Genomic DNA, 15,236 nt, shown 5'->3' with positions numbered 1-15,236 from the left:
GCCCCCCGATGTACGCCCGGCCTTCGGAGCCGCGTTGGTCGCCATCCCGCCAGGGTAGGCCCTTCCTTAAAAAGACGAGCATGTTCTTTTGTGTTAGGGTCTCCCGCATGATTTTCGACTCCTCCCGGTGGACGGCGACCCTGGCCGGCCGGCGCGTGCTGATCACCGGCGGCGCCCGCGGCATCGGCGCGGCCCTGGCGAAACGGCTCCACGAGCACGGCGCGCGGGTCTCCATCGCCGGGCTGGAGCCCGACCTGCTCGCCTCCGTCGCCGCCGAATGCGGGGAGGCCCCGTGGTGGACGTGCGACGTCACCGACCGCGGCAGGGTCGAGGAGGTCGTGAACGGCGCCGTGGAGAAGCTGGGCGGCCTGGACGTGGTCGTGGCCAACGCCGGTGTGGCCGCGCAGATGCCGATCGTGGGCGGCGACCCCTACATCATGGATCAGAGCATCCGCGTGAACGTGATGGGCGTCTACAACACCCTCCGCGCGGCCGGACCCCACATCAGCCATGAGCGCGGCTACGCGCTGGCGGTGGCGTCCCTGGCGGCGGCCGTCAACGCGCCTCTTCTCGGCGCCTACAGCGCGTCCAAGGCCGCCGTGGAGGCGATGGGCAACACGCTGAGGGCCGAACTGCGCCCGTACGGCGCGAAGGCCGGCGTGGCCTACTTCGGTGAACTCGACACCGACATGACGAGCCGGGGATTCGGCACCGAGGCCGCCTCGACCCTCATGAACGCGGGAGCCGGAGGAAGCCTCATCTCGAACGTCGCCCCGCTGCGGGTGGGGATCGACGCGCTGGAACGCGGGATCGCGCGGCGCTCCAAGCGCGTCGTCGCCCCCTGGTACGTCGGCCCCATCCTGCCGGTCAGGATGCTCGTGCAGCCCGTCGTCGACCGCGTCGTCCAGCGCGGCCTGAGCGAGATCCTCGACATCGCGCGGAAGGAACAGGTGGACCTCACCACGCCGCAACCGGAGTCGCACCGGTGACGGCGCCCCGCGCCACCCCCGGCGGGCTCCGCGACGTGGGGGTGGTGAACTGGCTGCTCTGCCGGGCGCTGGGCAGAGCCGCCGGGACGGGACCGCCCAACCTGTTCATGACGCTCGCGCGCCGCCGCGGCCTGTTCCGCGGCTGGCTGTTCTTCGCCGGACGGCTGATGCCCGGGGGCACCCTGCCGCGCCGGGAGACCGAACTGGTCATCCTCCGCGTCGCCCACCTGCGCGACTGCGGCTACGAGTTCGACCACCACGTCCGCCTCGGCCGCCGCGCCGGCGTCCGCGAGCAGGACGTCGCGCGCCTCAGGGAGGGGCCGGACGCGGACGGCTGGAGCCCGCGCGAACGGGCGATCCTGACCGCGGCCGACCAGCTCCACCACAGGCAGGACATCGACGACGAAGCCTGGACGCGGCTCCGCACCCACCTCACCGAGGCGGAGTGCGTCGAGCTGACGATGCTCGCCGGGCACTACGAGATGCTCGCCACCGCGATCACCACCCTGCGCGTCCAGCCCGACCGCCCCGCCCGCGCGGGCGCCAAGGGCCACTGACCTCCGGACGCGCTCAGGCGTCCAGCGCGCCGGAGCGCAGGAGGAGGCGCACGTGCTCGACGACCGGCGGTCCGACCGCCCGCAGCGCCTCCATGTCGCCCGCCGCGACCGCGGGCGTCACCATCGCGCCCACCGCCGACACGACGATCTGGCAGGCGAACCGGGCGGCGTCGCCGCTGAGCCCCATCAGGCCCGCGAGCGCGTCGGCGAGGTCGTGCTGAATCTCGGAACGCCGCTGGATGGCCTCCGGCCCGGCCGCGTAGACCTCCACCAGGAAGAGCCGCGCGTAGCCCGGTTCGGACGCGAGCGCCTCCAAGTAGGCGGTGAAGGCCCGCTCGAACCGTGTGACCGGGTCGCCGCCGCCCTCCGCGGCGCCCTCCAGCTGGCGGCGCAGCAGCGTGCTCGCCTGGTCGAACGCCGCCATGAAGCAGTCGAGCTTGGACGAGAACAGGCCGTAGAAGCTCTGCCGCGACACCCTGGCCCGCCGCAGGACGTCCTCGACGGACGTCCCCACGTAGCCCTTCTCCGTCATCGCCTCCGCCATGGCCGCGCAGAGGCGGTCGCGGTGCACCCGCTCGACCTCCCCGCGGGACAGCGCGTGGCGCCCCCGGGGGAGCCTGCGCGGCGACGACTGGACCATCCGATCAGGTTAAGGCACCGCCCCTACACCTCCGGGCGCCGTCCGGTTAGGGGGGATGAGACCGGTGTGATGGCATTCACCGAATGGTCCGTACACTGGGCGAACGGGACCGCGGCGCCCCGGGGAGACCGGACGGGCCCGGTCCCGCGTTTCGGCGCGCCGTGACCCTGCCTTCACGTACGCGGTGGGACGTACGTCACACTATGCATGTAGGTGTTCGAGGAGGAGAAGCGTGACCGATCGCGACGTGGACGTTCTGAGCAGAGCCCCGCTCTTCGAGGCCCTCGACGAGCAGGGCGCCAAGGCGCTGCGCGCCAACGTGACCGAGGTGCGTCTCGCCCGCGGTCAGACGCTGTTCAACGAGGGCGAGACCGGAGACCGGCTGTACGTCGTCCTCGAGGGCAAGATCAAGCTGACCCGGACGGCGCCGGACGGCCGGGAGAACCTGCTGAGCGTCCTCGGCCCCAGCGAGATGTTCGGGGAGCTGTCGCTGTTCGACCCGCGCCCCCGCACCGCCAGCGCCATAGCGGTCACGGAGGTGCGCCTGGCGGGTCTCGGCCACGACGACCTGCGGCCCTGGCTGACCGGGCACCCCGAGGTCGCCGTCCAGCTGCTCCGCGCGCTCGCGCAGCGGCTGCGCAAGACCAACGACGTCATGGCCGACCTCGTGTTCACCGACGTCCCCGGGCGTGTGGCCAAGGCGCTGCTCGACCTCGCGGAGCGGTTCGGCCAGCCGTCCGAGGCCGGCCTGCACGTGCACCACGACCTCACGCAGGAGGAGCTGGCTCAGCTCGTCGGCGCGTCCCGCGAGACGGTCAACAAGGCGCTCGCCGACTTCGCGCAGCGGAACTGGCTCCGCATCGAGGCCCGCGCCGTCGTGATCCTCGACATCGAGCGCCTCCGCAAGCGCTCGAAGTAGCACTGCTCGAACAAGCACGGGCCGCGGACCCGCTCCGCCCCGCCGGAGCGGACCTCTCCGCGGTCAGCGGCTGTTCAGGTAGTCCAGCTGGGACTGGACGGACTGCTCGGCCGCCGGCCAGAGGGACCTGTCGACGTCCGCGTAGACGCGCTCGACGACCTCGCGGGCGGTGGTCGCCCCTGCCGCGACGGCGGACTCCACCTGCGCGAGGCGCTCGCGGCGGTGGTCGATGTAGTGGTCGAGGACGGCGATCGGGTCGTCCAGCTTGGGGCCGTGCCCGGGGAGGATCGTCGCGGCCTCGACGTCCGTGGCGAACCTGCGGAGCCGGTCGAGCGACCCGAGGTAGTCGCCGAGGCTGCCCTCCAGCACGGTCGTCCCGTAGCCGAGGATGGTGTCGCCGGTGAGGACGGCGCCGTCCGCCGGAAGCCAGAACGTGAGCGAGTCGTCGCTGTGGCCGGGCGTCTCCATGATCCGCAGCTCCAGGCCGCCCGTGGTGACGACGTCCCCCTCCGCGAGCCCCTCGTCGCCGAGTCGGTGCCTGGGGTCGAGAGCACGGACCTTGACCGGGCCGCCCGCCAGCTTCGCCAGCTTGCCCGCCCCGGCGGAGTGGTCGGGGTGACCGTGGGTGAGCAGGATGAGGCCGATGCGGCGGTCCTGGGCCTCCACGGTGTCCAGGACGCGCCTGAGGTGCTTGCCGTCCTTGGGTCCCGGGTCGACGATGACGACCTCTTCGGAGCCGGGCTCCGCGATGATCCAGGTGTTGGTGCCGTCCAGCGTCATGGCGGACGGGTTCTCCGCGAGCACACAGGTCGCCCGCTCGGTGCCCATCCCGTCAATCTCGGTCATATCCCCCATCCTGCCCGACGCCCGATCGGGGTGCCGGACCGGGTTCCAGCCGAGTCGTTCCAGGTGGCGCAGCGCCGACGTGCCCGTCAGCCGCCACATGAGCGCCCTGCCGCCGCGCACGCTCCGCTCACCCGCCCGGGTAGTGGCGCGCCGACGGCTCCGGCAGGACGAGGTACGCCTCGCCGTCGATGATCTCCGCGGTGGGCTCGTGGACGACGATCTCGCGGCGCGCGGCCAGCACGTCCGCGACGGTGTCGTACTCGGCGAGCTCGGTCACCATCGTGATCGTCGGCGGGAGCATCATCCACTCGCCGGCGCGCACGCGCTCGGCGGCCTCCGCCGGGCGCACCCACGCCGCCCGGTCCGCCTCGGTGCTGACGTCCCGGGCCCGCTGCCCCTCCGGCATCGCCGCGACGAAGAAGCGGGTGTCGTAGCGCTTCGGCTCGACCTTCGGCGTGATCCAGTGCGCCCACGGCCGGAGCAGGTCGGACCGCAAAACCAGGCCGCGCCGGTCGAGGAAATCGCCGAACGAGAGGGACCGGTCGAGCAGCGCCTGCCGGTCGGCCTCCCAGTCGTCGCCGCGCGTGTCGTCCACGACCGTCTCCCCGGTCGGGCCCGCCAGCAGGACGAGGGTCTCCTCGAACGTCTCCCGGACGGCCGCGCACACCAGCTCGCGGGCCAGCGCCTCGTCGGCCTTGAACGCCGCGCCCCAGTCGGCGGGCGGCCGCCCGCACCACGCCAGCTCCGCCTCCCCGTCGCGCGGGTCGACCGCGCCGCCGGGGAACACGTAGGCGCCGGGCGCGAACGCCATGGACCGGACGCGGCGCAGCAGGAACACCTGCAGCCCGTGCCTGTCGTGGTCGCGGAGGACGGCGACCGTCGCCGAGTGCCGCGCGGGGACGGGCTCGACCCGGCCCGCGAGGATGTCCTCGACCCGGCCCCGGAACTCCGCCGGCAACTTGAGCCCGTTCACCATCGCCCTACCGTCCTCCAGCCCCCGCCCACCGCCATCCAACGGACGAGTTCCACTCGGCTCACCGTCCTCCAGCCCCCACCCACGAGAGGCCGAGCTCAGCTCGGCCTCTCTTCTGTGCCCATGGCGGCCCATTCGGACATACCGAACGTCATTCCGTCAAGGCCCCGCCACCCGGCGCGGTCGCGGCGGTCAGGCGATCTCGGCGATGAGCTCGACCTCGACGGGGACGTCGCGCGGCAGGACGGCGACGCCGACGGCGCTGCGGGCGTGCCTGCCCGCGTCCCCGAAGACCTCCACCAGCACGTCGCTCGCCCCGTTGATCACCTGGGGCTGGCCGGCGAAGTCGGGGGCGCTGGCGACGAAGCCGACGACCTTGACGATCCGCGCGACCCGCGACAGCTCCCCGACCTCGGCCTTCAGCGCCGCGACCGCGTTCAGCGCGCAGATCCGCGCCTGCCGGGCCGCCTCCTCGGCGCTGACCTCGGCGCCCACCTTCCCGGTGACGCCCAGCTCGCCCTTGACCAGGGGGATCTGCCCGGCGGTGTAGACGAGCGACCCCGTCCGCACCGTGGAGACGTACGACGCCACCGGCGCGACCGCCTCCGGCAGCTCGATCCCCAGCTCGCGCATCCGTTCTTCGGGCGTGCTCATGGCCATTCCTCCTCGTCGAGGGACTGCTGGTCGGGTGGAACCGGGCGGGCTAGGACTGGACCTCGCGCTTGAAGTAGGCCACAAGGTTCTCCGGGTTCGGGCCCGGCAGCACGGTGACGAGCTCCCACCCGTCCTGGCCCCAGTTGTCGAGGATCTGCTTGGTCGCGTGCACCAGCAGCGGAACGGTCGCGTACTCCCACTTCTTCATGCGACTCACCCTAGCGATCGCCTCACCCGAACCCCGTTCGAACCCACCGGCGGCACGGGGCGCACGCCGCCCCGCGGCCGGCGGCCCAGGGGCACGGCCGGACGGTGTGCCGGGGGTCAGCCGCTCGGGGTCGCGCCGCCGGGCTGGGGGCCGCCGTCGGTGATGCCGCGCTGGCGGTCCTCCCGAGGGCCGGAGACCCCCTGGGTGGGCTCCTCCCGCTTCGGCTCCTCCAGGCCGATCACCGGCGGGACGTCGTCCGGGGACTCCAGCGTCGTCTGCTCCGCCGCCTTGGCCAGCTCCTCCTCGGCCTTGGCGAGCCGCTCGCCGAGCGCGAGCTTCTCCTCCCGCTCGCCCTCGCCCTCACCGCCCCGCGGGGTCCCGCCGGCGGCGCGGTCGAAGAACCGCAGGACCTCGACCGGCAGCGGCATGATCAGCGTGCTGTTCTTCTCGGCGGACACCTCCACGACCGTCTGCAGCAGCCGCAGCTGGAGCGCCGCCGGGTCCTCCGACATGATCTCCGCGGCGGCGGCGAGGCGCTTGGACGCCTGGAACTCGCCGTCCGCGGTGATGATCCGGGCGCGGCGCTCGCGCTCCGCCTCGGCCTGCCGGGCCATGGACCGCTTCATGCCCTCGGGCAGCGAGACGTCCTTGATCTCGACCCGTTCGATCAGGACCCCCCACGGGCCCTGGCTGATCTCGTCGATGATCTCCCGCAGGTAAGCGTTGATCTTCGCGCGCTCGCCGAGCAGCTCCTGCATGTCGGACTGGCCGATGACGGACCGCAGCGACGTCTGCGACACCTGCGAGACCGCGTAGCCGTAGTGCTGCACGTTGACGATCGCCTTCACCGGGTCGATCACCCGGAAGTACACGACGGCGTCGACCCGGACGCTCACGTTGTCCTGGGTGATGCCGTCCTGCGCCGGGACGTCCAGGGTGATCGTCTGCCGGCTGACCTTCTGCATCCGCTCGACGACCGGAATGATCGCCGTCAGGCCGGGGGCCCGCACGGCGCCGGGTCGCAACTGCCCTCCCCGCTGCACCTTGCCCAGCCGGAACACGATCCCGTGCTCGAACTGCTGCACGACGCGGATCGACGACAAGAGGAACACCCCTGCGACGCCGAGGACGACGAGCAGGATGACGAGTATTAGTCCTTCCATCACGGGCACCTTTCTCACGTGGGCGGCGGGGGTCGTGCCCGGGAGCGCCCGGAACCCGGGCGGGGCACGTCGGCCCCGTAAAGGTCCAGGCACCGGCCACGGTCGGTACACGTTTCCCAGCTAACCGCGCGGGCAGGCCGAAGTACAACGTTCGCCGGACGATCTCCGCGGGAGGGCGACATCGTGTCAGGGATCACTTGCATGAGGCCGTCCGCACTCGGAAGTGTTTGACGAGTGAACGATATGGTCGATCGGGTGAGCGCGAGAGACACCGACTGGGACGGCGTACGCCTTCATGTGGTCACCGGCAAGGGCGGTACCGGCAAGACGACCGTCGCCGCGGCGCTCGCCCTCGCGCTGGCCGCGGGCGGCCGCAGGGTCCTGCTCGTCGAGGTCGAGGGCCGCCAGGGCATCGCCCAGCTCTTCGACTGCCCGCCGCTGCCCTACGAGGAGCGGCGCGTCGCCGTGGCCCCCGACGGCGGGGACGTGTACGCGCTCGCCATCGACACCGAAGAGGCGCTCATCGAGTACCTCGAGATGTTCTACAGCCTGAAGCGCGCCGGGAAGGCGATGACCAGGCTCGGCGTCATCGACTTCGTCACCACCATCGCGCCCGGCCTGCGCGACGTGATCCTCACCGGCAAGACCAGCGAGTCGGTGCGGCGCAAGCGGAAGGACGGCTCGTACGTCTACGACGCCGTCGTCATGGACGCCCCGCCCACCGGCCGCATCACGAAGTTCCTGAACGTCAACCACGAGGTGTCGGGCCTCGCGAAGGTCGGGCCGATCCGCAACCACGCCGACACCGTCATGAAGGTCGTGCGCAGCCCCGAGACCGCCGTGCACTTCGTCACACTCCTGGAGGAGATGCCCGTCCAGGAGACGATGGACGGGATCCACGACCTCACCGAGGCGGGCCTTCCCGTCGGCGGCGTCTTCATCAACATGGAGCATCCGCCCGTGCTCTCCGAGGACGACCTCGCCGCCGCCGCGGCGGGCACCCTCGACACCGACGAGATCGTCCGCGGGGTGAAGGCCGCCGGCCTGGAGCACGACTCCGAGCAGATCGCCGCGATCCTCGCCGCCGAGGCCACCGACCACGCGCTCCGCACGGCGCTGCAGCGCCGCGAGAAGGAGCGGCTGGAGTCGATCGACCGGCCCCGCTACACGCTGCCGCTGCTGCCGGACGACATGGACCTCGCCGGCCTCTACGACCTGGCCGCCGCCCTGCGCGAGCAGGGAGCCGCATGACTCCCGCCCCGCCGAGCCCGGGCCGCACCACCATCGAGGGGATCCGATGACGACCGGCAAGACCCCGCCCGCGCTGGACGTCGACGCGCTGCTCGACGACCCGCGCACCAAGATCATCGTCTGCTGCGGCTCCGGCGGCGTCGGCAAGACGACCACCGCCGCGGCGCTCGGCGTCCGCGCCGCCGAACGCGGCCGCGACGTCGTCGTGCTCACCGTGGACCCCGCCCGCCGCCTCGCCCAGTCGATGGGCCTGTCGGAGCTCGACAACAGCCCGCGCAAGATCGAGATCGACGGCGACGGCGAGCTGCACGCCATGATGCTCGACATGAAGCGCACCTTCGACGAGATCGTCGAGGCGCACGCCGACCCCGACCGGGCCAAGCAGATCCTCGCCAACCCCTTCTACCAGTCGCTGTCGTCCAGCCTGTCCGGGACGCAGGAGTACATGGCGATGGAGAAGCTCGGCCAGCTGCACCGCTCCGGCGCCTGGGACCTGATCATCGTCGACACCCCGCCGTCCCGGAACGCCCTGGACTTCCTGGACGCCCCCGAGCGCATGGGACGCTTCCTCGACGGCCGCTTCATGAAGATCCTCGCCGCCCCCGCCAAGACCGGCGGCCGGTTCGGCGTCAAGGTCATCAGCGCCGGGTTCGGCATGTTCACCGGCGTCATCAACAAGGTCCTCGGCGTGCAGCTCCTGCGGGACGTGCAGACCTTCATCGCCGCGTTCGACACGATGTTCGGCGGGTTCCGCGAGCGCGCCGAGAAGACGTTCAAGCTGCTGCAGACGCCCGGCACCGCGTTCCTCGTCGTCGCCGCACCGGAGCCCGACGCGCTCCGCGAGGCGTCCTACTTCGTGGAGCGCCTCGCCGAGGAGCGGATGCCGCTGGCCGGGCTCGTGGTCAACCGCGTCCACGAGGCGGACGGCGGCGCCCTGTCCGCCGCGCGCGGCCAGGCCGCCGCCGAGACGCTGGAGGAGCGCGGCGAGCACGCGCTGACCGCCGCGCTGCTCCGCCTGCACACCGACCGCATGCAGCTCGCCGCACGCGAGGACCGCCTCCGCGACCACTTCGCGTCCACCCACCCGAACGTCCCGGTGACCGCCGTCCCCGCCCAGGCCGAGGACGTGCACGACCTCGACGGCCTGCGCCGGGTGGGCGAGGACCTCTCCGGGACCGCCGTCCCGTCCGCGGCCGCGTAACCCCCGCGGCCGCTCCCGCGGGCCGCCGGTCGTGATGGGGTGGGTTCCGGGTCGGCTGCGCGAGGGAGGTCGATGGTGCCGACGCCGCCACGAGCCCCCGGGCTCCCGGCCGGGGGCGCCACGGACGCCGCGCCGCGCATCGACGAGATCGACGTCCTGCGCGGGTTCGCCCTCTTCGGCATCACGCTCGCGAACACGATCGACATCACCGGGATGCCGACGGGCGGCTCCGGCGCGGCGTACTGGGCCCACGAGACCCTGCTGAACCAGCGCTTCTTCCCGATCTTCGCGTTCCTGTTCGGGCTGAGCTTCGGGCTGTTCCTGGACGCCGCCGCCAGAACGGCCCGCGACCCGAGGACGATCATGGCGGCGCGGCTGGGCTTCCTGATCCTCTTCGGCGCGGCGCACCGCCTGCTGCAGCCCCGCGAGATCCTGCTGACGTACGCGGTCATCGGCATCATCGTGCTGCTGCCCGCGTCGTACCTGCCCCGGCGCTGGCTCCTGGCCCTGGGCGGGGTCGCCACGGCGGCGGCGCTGGCGCTCAGCGGCAGCATCGCGTTCATCCCGGGCCTGTTCCTGCTGGGGTACGCCGTGCAGCGGTACGGCCCCGGGAGGCTGCTCGGCCTCCCGACCTCCCGGCTCGCTGTCGCCTTCACCGTCGGCGCCGCGCTCGCCCTAGTCCTGAACGCCCTGCAGATCACGACGGACGCCGGAGCATGGCTGGGCGCTCTGGCCGGCCTTGTGACCGCCACCGCGTACCTGGCGGGCCTCCTCCTGCTGCTGCGCACCCCCGCCGAACGCGCGCTGCGCAGGCTGGCACCGGTCGGCAGGATGGCGCTGACCTGCTACATCGGGGCCACGGTGCTGATCGTCGCAGCCGACCAGGTGCTGCACCTGGGCAGGGCACCCGACTACCCGGCGGCCATGGCGCTGGGCCTGTGCGTGTTCGCCGTCGAGCTCGCGTTCTGCGCCCTGTGGCTGCGGCACGCCCGCTACGGCCCGCTGGAGTGGGTGTGGCGCTGCCTCACCTGGTGGCGGCTCGTCCCGATCCGCCGGGACCGGCCCGGCGCCGACGGCCGGGAGAGCTCCTGACCGGCCGAGTATGGGCGTAGGCCCGCGCCGGGGTGTCCGGTGCGGGCCTACGTGCCACGCTTCTTAATTCGGACCCTGTCGGTCCTTGAACCTCTGCCGGTGAGCCGCTTCGGCGGGCGGGTCAGCTGGCGACGAGTTCCTCCTCGTCGACGTCGACCGACCGCTCGTACTCCTCCTTCGCGGTCTCCAGCAGCGCGCGCCACGATCGCACATCCGGCCGACGCCGCAGCAGAGCACGACGCTCCCGCTCGGTCATCCCGCCCCAGACACCGAATTCGATCCGGTTGTCGAGGGCATCGGCGAGACACTCCGTGCGCACTGGGCAGCCGCGGCAGATGAGCTTGGCTCGGTTCTGCGCCGCTCCCTGCACGAACAGGGCGTCCGGATCCGCGTTACGGCAGGCGGCGCGGGCGGTCCAATCCGTGATCCACATCTTGGCCCCACTCCCCTAGGGTCTGTGTCGATTTGCGCTCCTTGGCCGGACGGGCGCGGACGTCAGGCCGCCAAACGAAAGCCGTGGGGAAGAACTTACGGAAGCGAGGGACGTTTCAACAGTCCCCGGAGGGCCCATTCTGGATATAGCCCACCGGGGCCATACCGCCGGAACGGACTAGTTACCTGTCGTTGACGCGCCAGACGCGGCGCAGGTTGCCATCCTTAGGGCATAACGGACGAACGTCCCGGTCAGCGGCGGCAGAAGATGGTCACGCCGGGGGACCTGTCCCGAATGCACTGCTCGTCCCGCGTACCCTAGACCACGTGCGCGTTGCTAATTCGGACCGGGTCAAGGCCGCCTCCACACTGTTCAGACTGCTCGGGGCGGGAGTCGTAGCGGGCGTCCTCGTCGCGTTCATCGCACTGCCCGCGGTCGGGAGCGCCGGCATCACCGCACGCGACGCCGCGAACAACTTCGAGGACATGGACGGCCAGCTGGAGACCACGCCGCCGTCCGAGAAGACCGTCGTGTACGACTCGGACGGCAAGCCGATCGCCACGTTCTTCGACAAGTACCGCGAGTCGGTCCGGCTCGACCAGGTCGCCCCCATCATGAAGAAGGCGATCATCGGCATCGAGGACTCGCGCTTCTACGAGCACGGCGCACTCGACCTCAAGGGCACCCTCCGCGCACTGGCGTCCAACGTCGAGTCCGAGACGACGCAGGGCGGCTCCACCCTGACCCAGCAGTACGTGAAGAACCTCCTCGTCGACGCCGCCAGGACGAAGGAGGAGTACCGCGAGGCCACCGCCCCCACCGTCGGCCGCAAGGTCCGCGAACTCCGCTACGCCCTCGACATCGAGCAGCGGCTGTCGAAGGACGAGATCCTCGAGGGCTACCTGAACATCGCCTACTTCGGCGCGGGCGCGTACGGGGTGCAGGCCGCGGCCAAGCGCTACTTCAGCATCCCCGCGTCCGACCTGGAGCTCGGGCAGGCCGCGCTGCTCGCCGGCATCACCCAGAACCCGACCGCCTACGACCCGATCCGCAACCCGCGGGACGCGCGGAAGCGGCGCGACATCGTCCTCTACCGGATGGCCCAGCTCGGCCACATCACCAAGGCCACCGCCGACGAGGAGGCCGCCAAGCCGATCGAGCTGAACCGCACCGACCCGGTCGGCGGCTGCCAGGTCAGCAAGGTGCCGTACTTCTGCGAGTACGTGAAGTACGACATGCTCGACATCCTCTCGGACGGCAAGTACTGGCAGATGGAGCCGGACGAGCAGCAGAACATCGTCAACGAGCTCAACCGCGGCGGCTACACGATCCGCACCACGCTCGACGCGAAGGCCCAGCGCGCCGTCGACAAGACCCTGCGCTCCACCGTCCCGCCCAAGGGCAACCGCGTCGCCGCCGAGGCGATGGTCGAGCCGGGCACCGGCAACGTCAAAGCGATCGGGCTGAGCAAGCCGTTCGGCCCCGGCAAGGGCAAGACGACCATCAACGTCCCGGCGAACCGCCGCCACGGCGGCGGCACCGGCGTGTCGGCGGGCTCGACGTTCAAGATCTTCACGCTCGCCGCCGCCCTCGACCAGGGCATCCCGGTCAGCACGACGATCAACTCGCCGGAGACCATCACGATCGGCGGCTTCCAGCCGTGCCGCTACACGGGGATGCTCGACGGCAAGATGGTCAAGAACAAGATGGTCGGCGGGAGCGACTCCTGGACCGTCTCCAACGCGGGCGACAGCGAGAAGGGCAACTTCAACCTCAAGACCGGCACCTGGCACTCGGTCAACACCTTCTACGCCGCCCTGGAGAAGCGCGTCGGCGTCTGCAACGCCGTGAAGATGGCCGAGAAGTTCGGCATGAAGCAGGGCAACGGCAACCCCCTGCTGCCGCACCCGTCCCAGGTCCTCGGCGTGAACGACGTCGACATGGTCAGCCTCGCCTCCGCCTACGCCGGCTTCGCCGCCCGCGGCAAGTACTGCCCGCCCGTGTCGGTGACGGAGGTCGTCGACAACCAGGGCAAGCGGCTGAAGCTGCCCAAGCACGAGTGCAAGCAGGTCCTGGACGAGGACGTCGCCGACAAGGTCAACTCGATCCTGCAGGGCGTCATCACCCAGGGCACCGCCCGGGGCCGCGGCATCGGCCGCCCGGCCGCCGGCAAGACCGGCACCTGCGAGGAGTTCACCTGCGCCGTGTTCGCCGGCTTCACCCCGAACCTCGCCGCCGCCACCGCCTACTGGGACTTCCGCAGCCCCTGGAAGTACAAGGTGTACGGCGTGTACGGCGCGGGCATCCCCGGCGGCATCTGGCAGTCGTCCATGCAGCGGGCGCTCGCCGGCGAACCCGCCCCGGGCTTCCGGACCCCGTCCCGCGACTTCGGCGACACCACCGAGGTCCCCGACGTGGAGGGCCGGACCGTCGCCGCCGCCACCGCCCGGCTCAAGGCCGCGGACCTGCAGGCCAGGGTCGCGTCCGGCTCCGTCGACTCCGACAAGCCCAAGGGGACGGTCGTGTCCACCTCACCCGGAGCCGGCAGCGAGGTCCCGCCCGGCACCACCGTCATCCTCTACCTGAGCAGCGGCCGGGGAGGCGACGACGAGGACGGCGACTGAGCGCTACTCCGCCAGCTGCCGCCGGACCTCGGCCGCGACCCGGCCGCCCTCGGCGCGCCCCGCGACCTTCGGGTTCACGGCCTTCATGACCTGCCCCATCGCCCGCGGCCCGGCCGCCCCGGTCGCGGCGATCGCGTCGGCCACCAGGGCGGTCAGCTCCTCGTCGGTGAGCTGCGCCGGAAGGTACTGCTCCAGCACCTCGCCCTCGTCCCGCTCCGCCCGCGCCTGCTCCTCGCGCCCCGCGTCCCCGAACGCGGCCGCGGCCTCCCGGCGCTTCTTCGCCTCCCGCGCGAGCACCTTCACGACGTCGTCGTCGGACAGCTGACGCGACCGCTTTCCGGCGACCTCCTCGTTCTTCACCGCCGTCAGCGCCATCCGCAACGTGCGCGTGCGCAGCTCGTCCCGCGACTTCATCGCGGCCGAGAGATCGGTCTCCAGCTTCTCCTTCAGGGTCATGGTCACATCATGCCCGTCCGTACCGGAAGCCTCATCGGGATTACCGCGGGGTGCCCATGTCTGGAAGCATGGGAGTCTGGGAAGGGAGAGCCGTGCGAAAGAGCTACGCCGTGCCGCTGGGGCTGCTGGGCGCGGGCGCCGCGACCTTCGGGTACGCCTCGGTCATCGAGCGGAACTGGTTCCGCCTGCGCCGCTTCGACGTGCCCGTCCTGCCCCCGGGCCGCCCCCCGGTGAAGATCCTGCACCTGTCCGACGCGCACCTCACCCCCGGCCGCTCCCGCCTCATCCACTGGGTCCGCTCCCTGGACGCGCTGGAGCCCGACCTCGTCGTCAACACCGGCGACTCCCTCTCCCACCGCGACGCCATCGGCCCGTTCCTGGACGCCCTCGGCCCCCTCCTCGACCGCCCGGGCGTCTTCGTCTACGGCTCCAACGACCTGTTCTCGCCCGTCCTGAAGAACCCCCTGCGCTACATCTGGCGGACGAGCAAGTCCGACTACGACCGCAGCCGCCGCGAACCCGACCTCCCCTACCGCGAGTTCGGCTCCGCCCTCCAGGCCGCCGGCTGGCTCGACCTCAACAACCGCATCGGCCGCCTCAAGGTCGGCGAACTGGACGTCGAGTTCGGCGGCATCGACGACTCCCACATCGACCGCGACCAGTACGACCGAATCGCGGGCCCCGTCGACCCCCAGGCCGACGTCCACCTGGGCGTCATGCACTCCCCGGAACCCCGCAACCTCGACCGCTTCACCGCCGACGGCTACGACCTCCTCTTGGCGGGCCACACCCACGGCGGCCAGGTCTGCGTCCCCTTCTACGGCGCCCTGGCCACCAACTGCGGCATCGACCGCCCGCGCGTGAAGGGCCTGCACAAGCACCAGGGCTCCTGGCTCCACGTCTCCGCCGGCCTGGGCACGTCCCCGAAGGCCCCCATGCGCTTCTGCTGCCCCCCGGAGGCGTCGCTCCTCACCCTCGTCCCCCGCAAGTGAACCCGCGGATCGCGACCCTCTACGACATAGCCGTCCAGAACCCCGCGCTCTCCCGCCTGGGAGCCCGCGCCCTCTGGTCCTACGACATCAACCACCTAAGAAGATTGATAGCCGCCCAGGACCCGACCGCCCTGACCCTGGACATCCCCTGCGGCGGCGGCATAGCAGCAGGCGACAACCCCCGCCACGTAGCCGCAGACCTCTCCCGCACAATGCTCAAGAGAGCCCGCCGGAGAAC

Annotated in this window: 17 protein-coding genes; 9 read left to right on the top strand and 8 right to left on the bottom strand. The window is 71.6% G+C overall.

Annotation, left to right across the window (positions count from 1 at the left end):
• Positions 1-107 precede the first annotated feature (107 nt).
• On the top strand, positions 108-989 hold the full coding sequence (locus E1266_RS27080; RefSeq protein ID WP_132051699.1) for an SDR family NAD(P)-dependent oxidoreductase: 882 nt from the start codon (positions 108-110) through the stop codon (positions 987-989).
• A complete protein-coding gene (locus tag E1266_RS27075) occupies positions 986-1,546 on the top strand; it encodes a carboxymuconolactone decarboxylase family protein (protein WP_132051697.1) in 561 nt (186 codons plus the stop codon). The genes E1266_RS27080 and E1266_RS27075 overlap by 4 nt, the downstream gene beginning before the upstream one ends.
• 13 nt (positions 1,547-1,559) lie before the next feature.
• Here E1266_RS27075 and E1266_RS27070 read toward each other — a convergent pair whose 3' ends face one another.
• Positions 1,560-2,186: a TetR/AcrR family transcriptional regulator gene (locus E1266_RS27070; protein WP_132051695.1), complete on the bottom strand. Its 627-nt coding sequence runs from the start codon at positions 2,184-2,186 to the stop codon at positions 1,560-1,562.
• Between the two features lie 232 nt (positions 2,187-2,418).
• On the opposite strand from E1266_RS27070, the gene E1266_RS27065 reads away from it, so the two are divergent.
• Positions 2,419-3,105 (top strand): Crp/Fnr family transcriptional regulator, encoded by a 687-nt coding sequence (locus E1266_RS27065; RefSeq protein WP_131981365.1) that lies wholly within the window; start codon positions 2,419-2,421, stop codon positions 3,103-3,105.
• Between the two features lie 63 nt (positions 3,106-3,168).
• Here the strand turns inward: E1266_RS27065 and E1266_RS27060 are convergent, their stop codons facing one another.
• The 5 genes from E1266_RS27060 to E1266_RS27040 all read right to left on the bottom strand — a co-directional run bounded on the left by E1266_RS27060 (position 3,169) and on the right by E1266_RS27040 (position 6,949).
• On the bottom strand, positions 3,169-3,951 hold the full coding sequence (locus tag E1266_RS27060; RefSeq protein ID WP_229808808.1) for an MBL fold metallo-hydrolase: 783 nt from the start codon (positions 3,949-3,951) through the stop codon (positions 3,169-3,171).
• A gap of 127 nt (positions 3,952-4,078) precedes the next feature.
• The gene (locus E1266_RS27055) at positions 4,079-4,927 is read right to left on the bottom strand and encodes an NUDIX hydrolase (RefSeq protein WP_132051693.1); all 849 of its coding nucleotides are present in this window, start codon (positions 4,925-4,927) and stop codon (positions 4,079-4,081) included.
• A 189-nt stretch (positions 4,928-5,116) separates the two neighbouring features.
• Positions 5,117-5,578 (bottom strand): RidA family protein, encoded by a 462-nt coding sequence (locus E1266_RS27050; RefSeq protein WP_132051691.1) that lies wholly within the window; start codon positions 5,576-5,578, stop codon positions 5,117-5,119.
• A gap of 49 nt (positions 5,579-5,627) precedes the next feature.
• On the bottom strand, positions 5,628-5,786 hold the full coding sequence (locus tag E1266_RS27045; protein ID WP_021591512.1) for a DUF4177 domain-containing protein: 159 nt from the start codon (positions 5,784-5,786) through the stop codon (positions 5,628-5,630).
• 116 nt (positions 5,787-5,902) lie between these two features.
• Positions 5,903-6,949 carry a slipin family protein gene (locus E1266_RS27040; RefSeq protein ID WP_132051689.1) on the bottom strand — a complete coding sequence of 349 codons (1,047 nt, stop codon included), beginning with the start codon at positions 6,947-6,949 and terminating at the stop codon, positions 5,903-5,905.
• A gap of 255 nt (positions 6,950-7,204) precedes the next feature.
• Here E1266_RS27040 and E1266_RS27035 point away from each other — a divergent pair, with 255 nt between their 5' ends.
• From E1266_RS27035 to E1266_RS27025, 3 genes are all read left to right on the top strand, one after another.
• A complete protein-coding gene (locus tag E1266_RS27035; protein ID WP_132051687.1) occupies positions 7,205-8,200 on the top strand; it encodes an ArsA-related P-loop ATPase in 996 nt (331 codons plus the stop codon).
• 46 nt (positions 8,201-8,246) lie between these two features.
• On the top strand, positions 8,247-9,401 hold the full coding sequence (locus E1266_RS27030; protein ID WP_132051685.1) for an ArsA family ATPase: 1,155 nt from the start codon (positions 8,247-8,249) through the stop codon (positions 9,399-9,401).
• 72 nt (positions 9,402-9,473) lie between these two features.
• A complete protein-coding gene (locus E1266_RS27025; protein ID WP_132051683.1) occupies positions 9,474-10,493 on the top strand; it encodes a DUF418 domain-containing protein in 1,020 nt (339 codons plus the stop codon).
• Positions 10,494-10,614: 121 nt separating this feature from the next.
• Here E1266_RS27025 and E1266_RS27020 read toward each other — a convergent pair whose 3' ends face one another.
• On the bottom strand, positions 10,615-10,926 hold the full coding sequence (locus E1266_RS27020; protein WP_131881865.1) for a WhiB family transcriptional regulator: 312 nt from the start codon (positions 10,924-10,926) through the stop codon (positions 10,615-10,617).
• 326 nt (positions 10,927-11,252) lie between these two features.
• Between E1266_RS27020 and E1266_RS27015 the strand changes: the two genes are divergently transcribed.
• Positions 11,253-13,550, top strand: coding sequence for a penicillin-binding protein (locus tag E1266_RS27015; RefSeq protein ID WP_132051681.1), 2,298 nt, complete (start codon positions 11,253-11,255; stop codon positions 13,548-13,550).
• A 3-nt stretch (positions 13,551-13,553) separates the two neighbouring features.
• On the opposite strand, the gene E1266_RS27010 is transcribed toward E1266_RS27015, so the two are convergent.
• A complete protein-coding gene (locus E1266_RS27010; RefSeq protein WP_132051679.1) occupies positions 13,554-14,006 on the bottom strand; it encodes a GatB/YqeY domain-containing protein in 453 nt (150 codons plus the stop codon).
• A gap of 68 nt (positions 14,007-14,074) precedes the next feature.
• Here E1266_RS27010 and E1266_RS27005 point away from each other — a divergent pair, with 68 nt between their 5' ends.
• Positions 14,075-14,998 carry a metallophosphoesterase gene (locus E1266_RS27005; protein ID WP_132051677.1) on the top strand — a complete coding sequence of 308 codons (924 nt, stop codon included), beginning with the start codon at positions 14,075-14,077 and terminating at the stop codon, positions 14,996-14,998.
• The coding region (locus tag E1266_RS38965) for a class I SAM-dependent methyltransferase (RefSeq protein WP_207945943.1) at positions 14,995-15,236 on the top strand (242 nt) is incomplete at its 3' end. The genes E1266_RS27005 and E1266_RS38965, both read left to right, overlap by 4 nt.

Origin of the sequence: Actinomadura sp. 7K534 (genome assembly GCF_004348575.1) — a bacterium.
Classification (GTDB): Bacteria; Actinomycetota; Actinomycetes; order Streptosporangiales; family Streptosporangiaceae; genus Spirillospora; species Spirillospora livida.
Note: the sequence above shows the minus strand (reverse complement) of the source record. Positions and strands in the feature narration are given on the sequence as shown.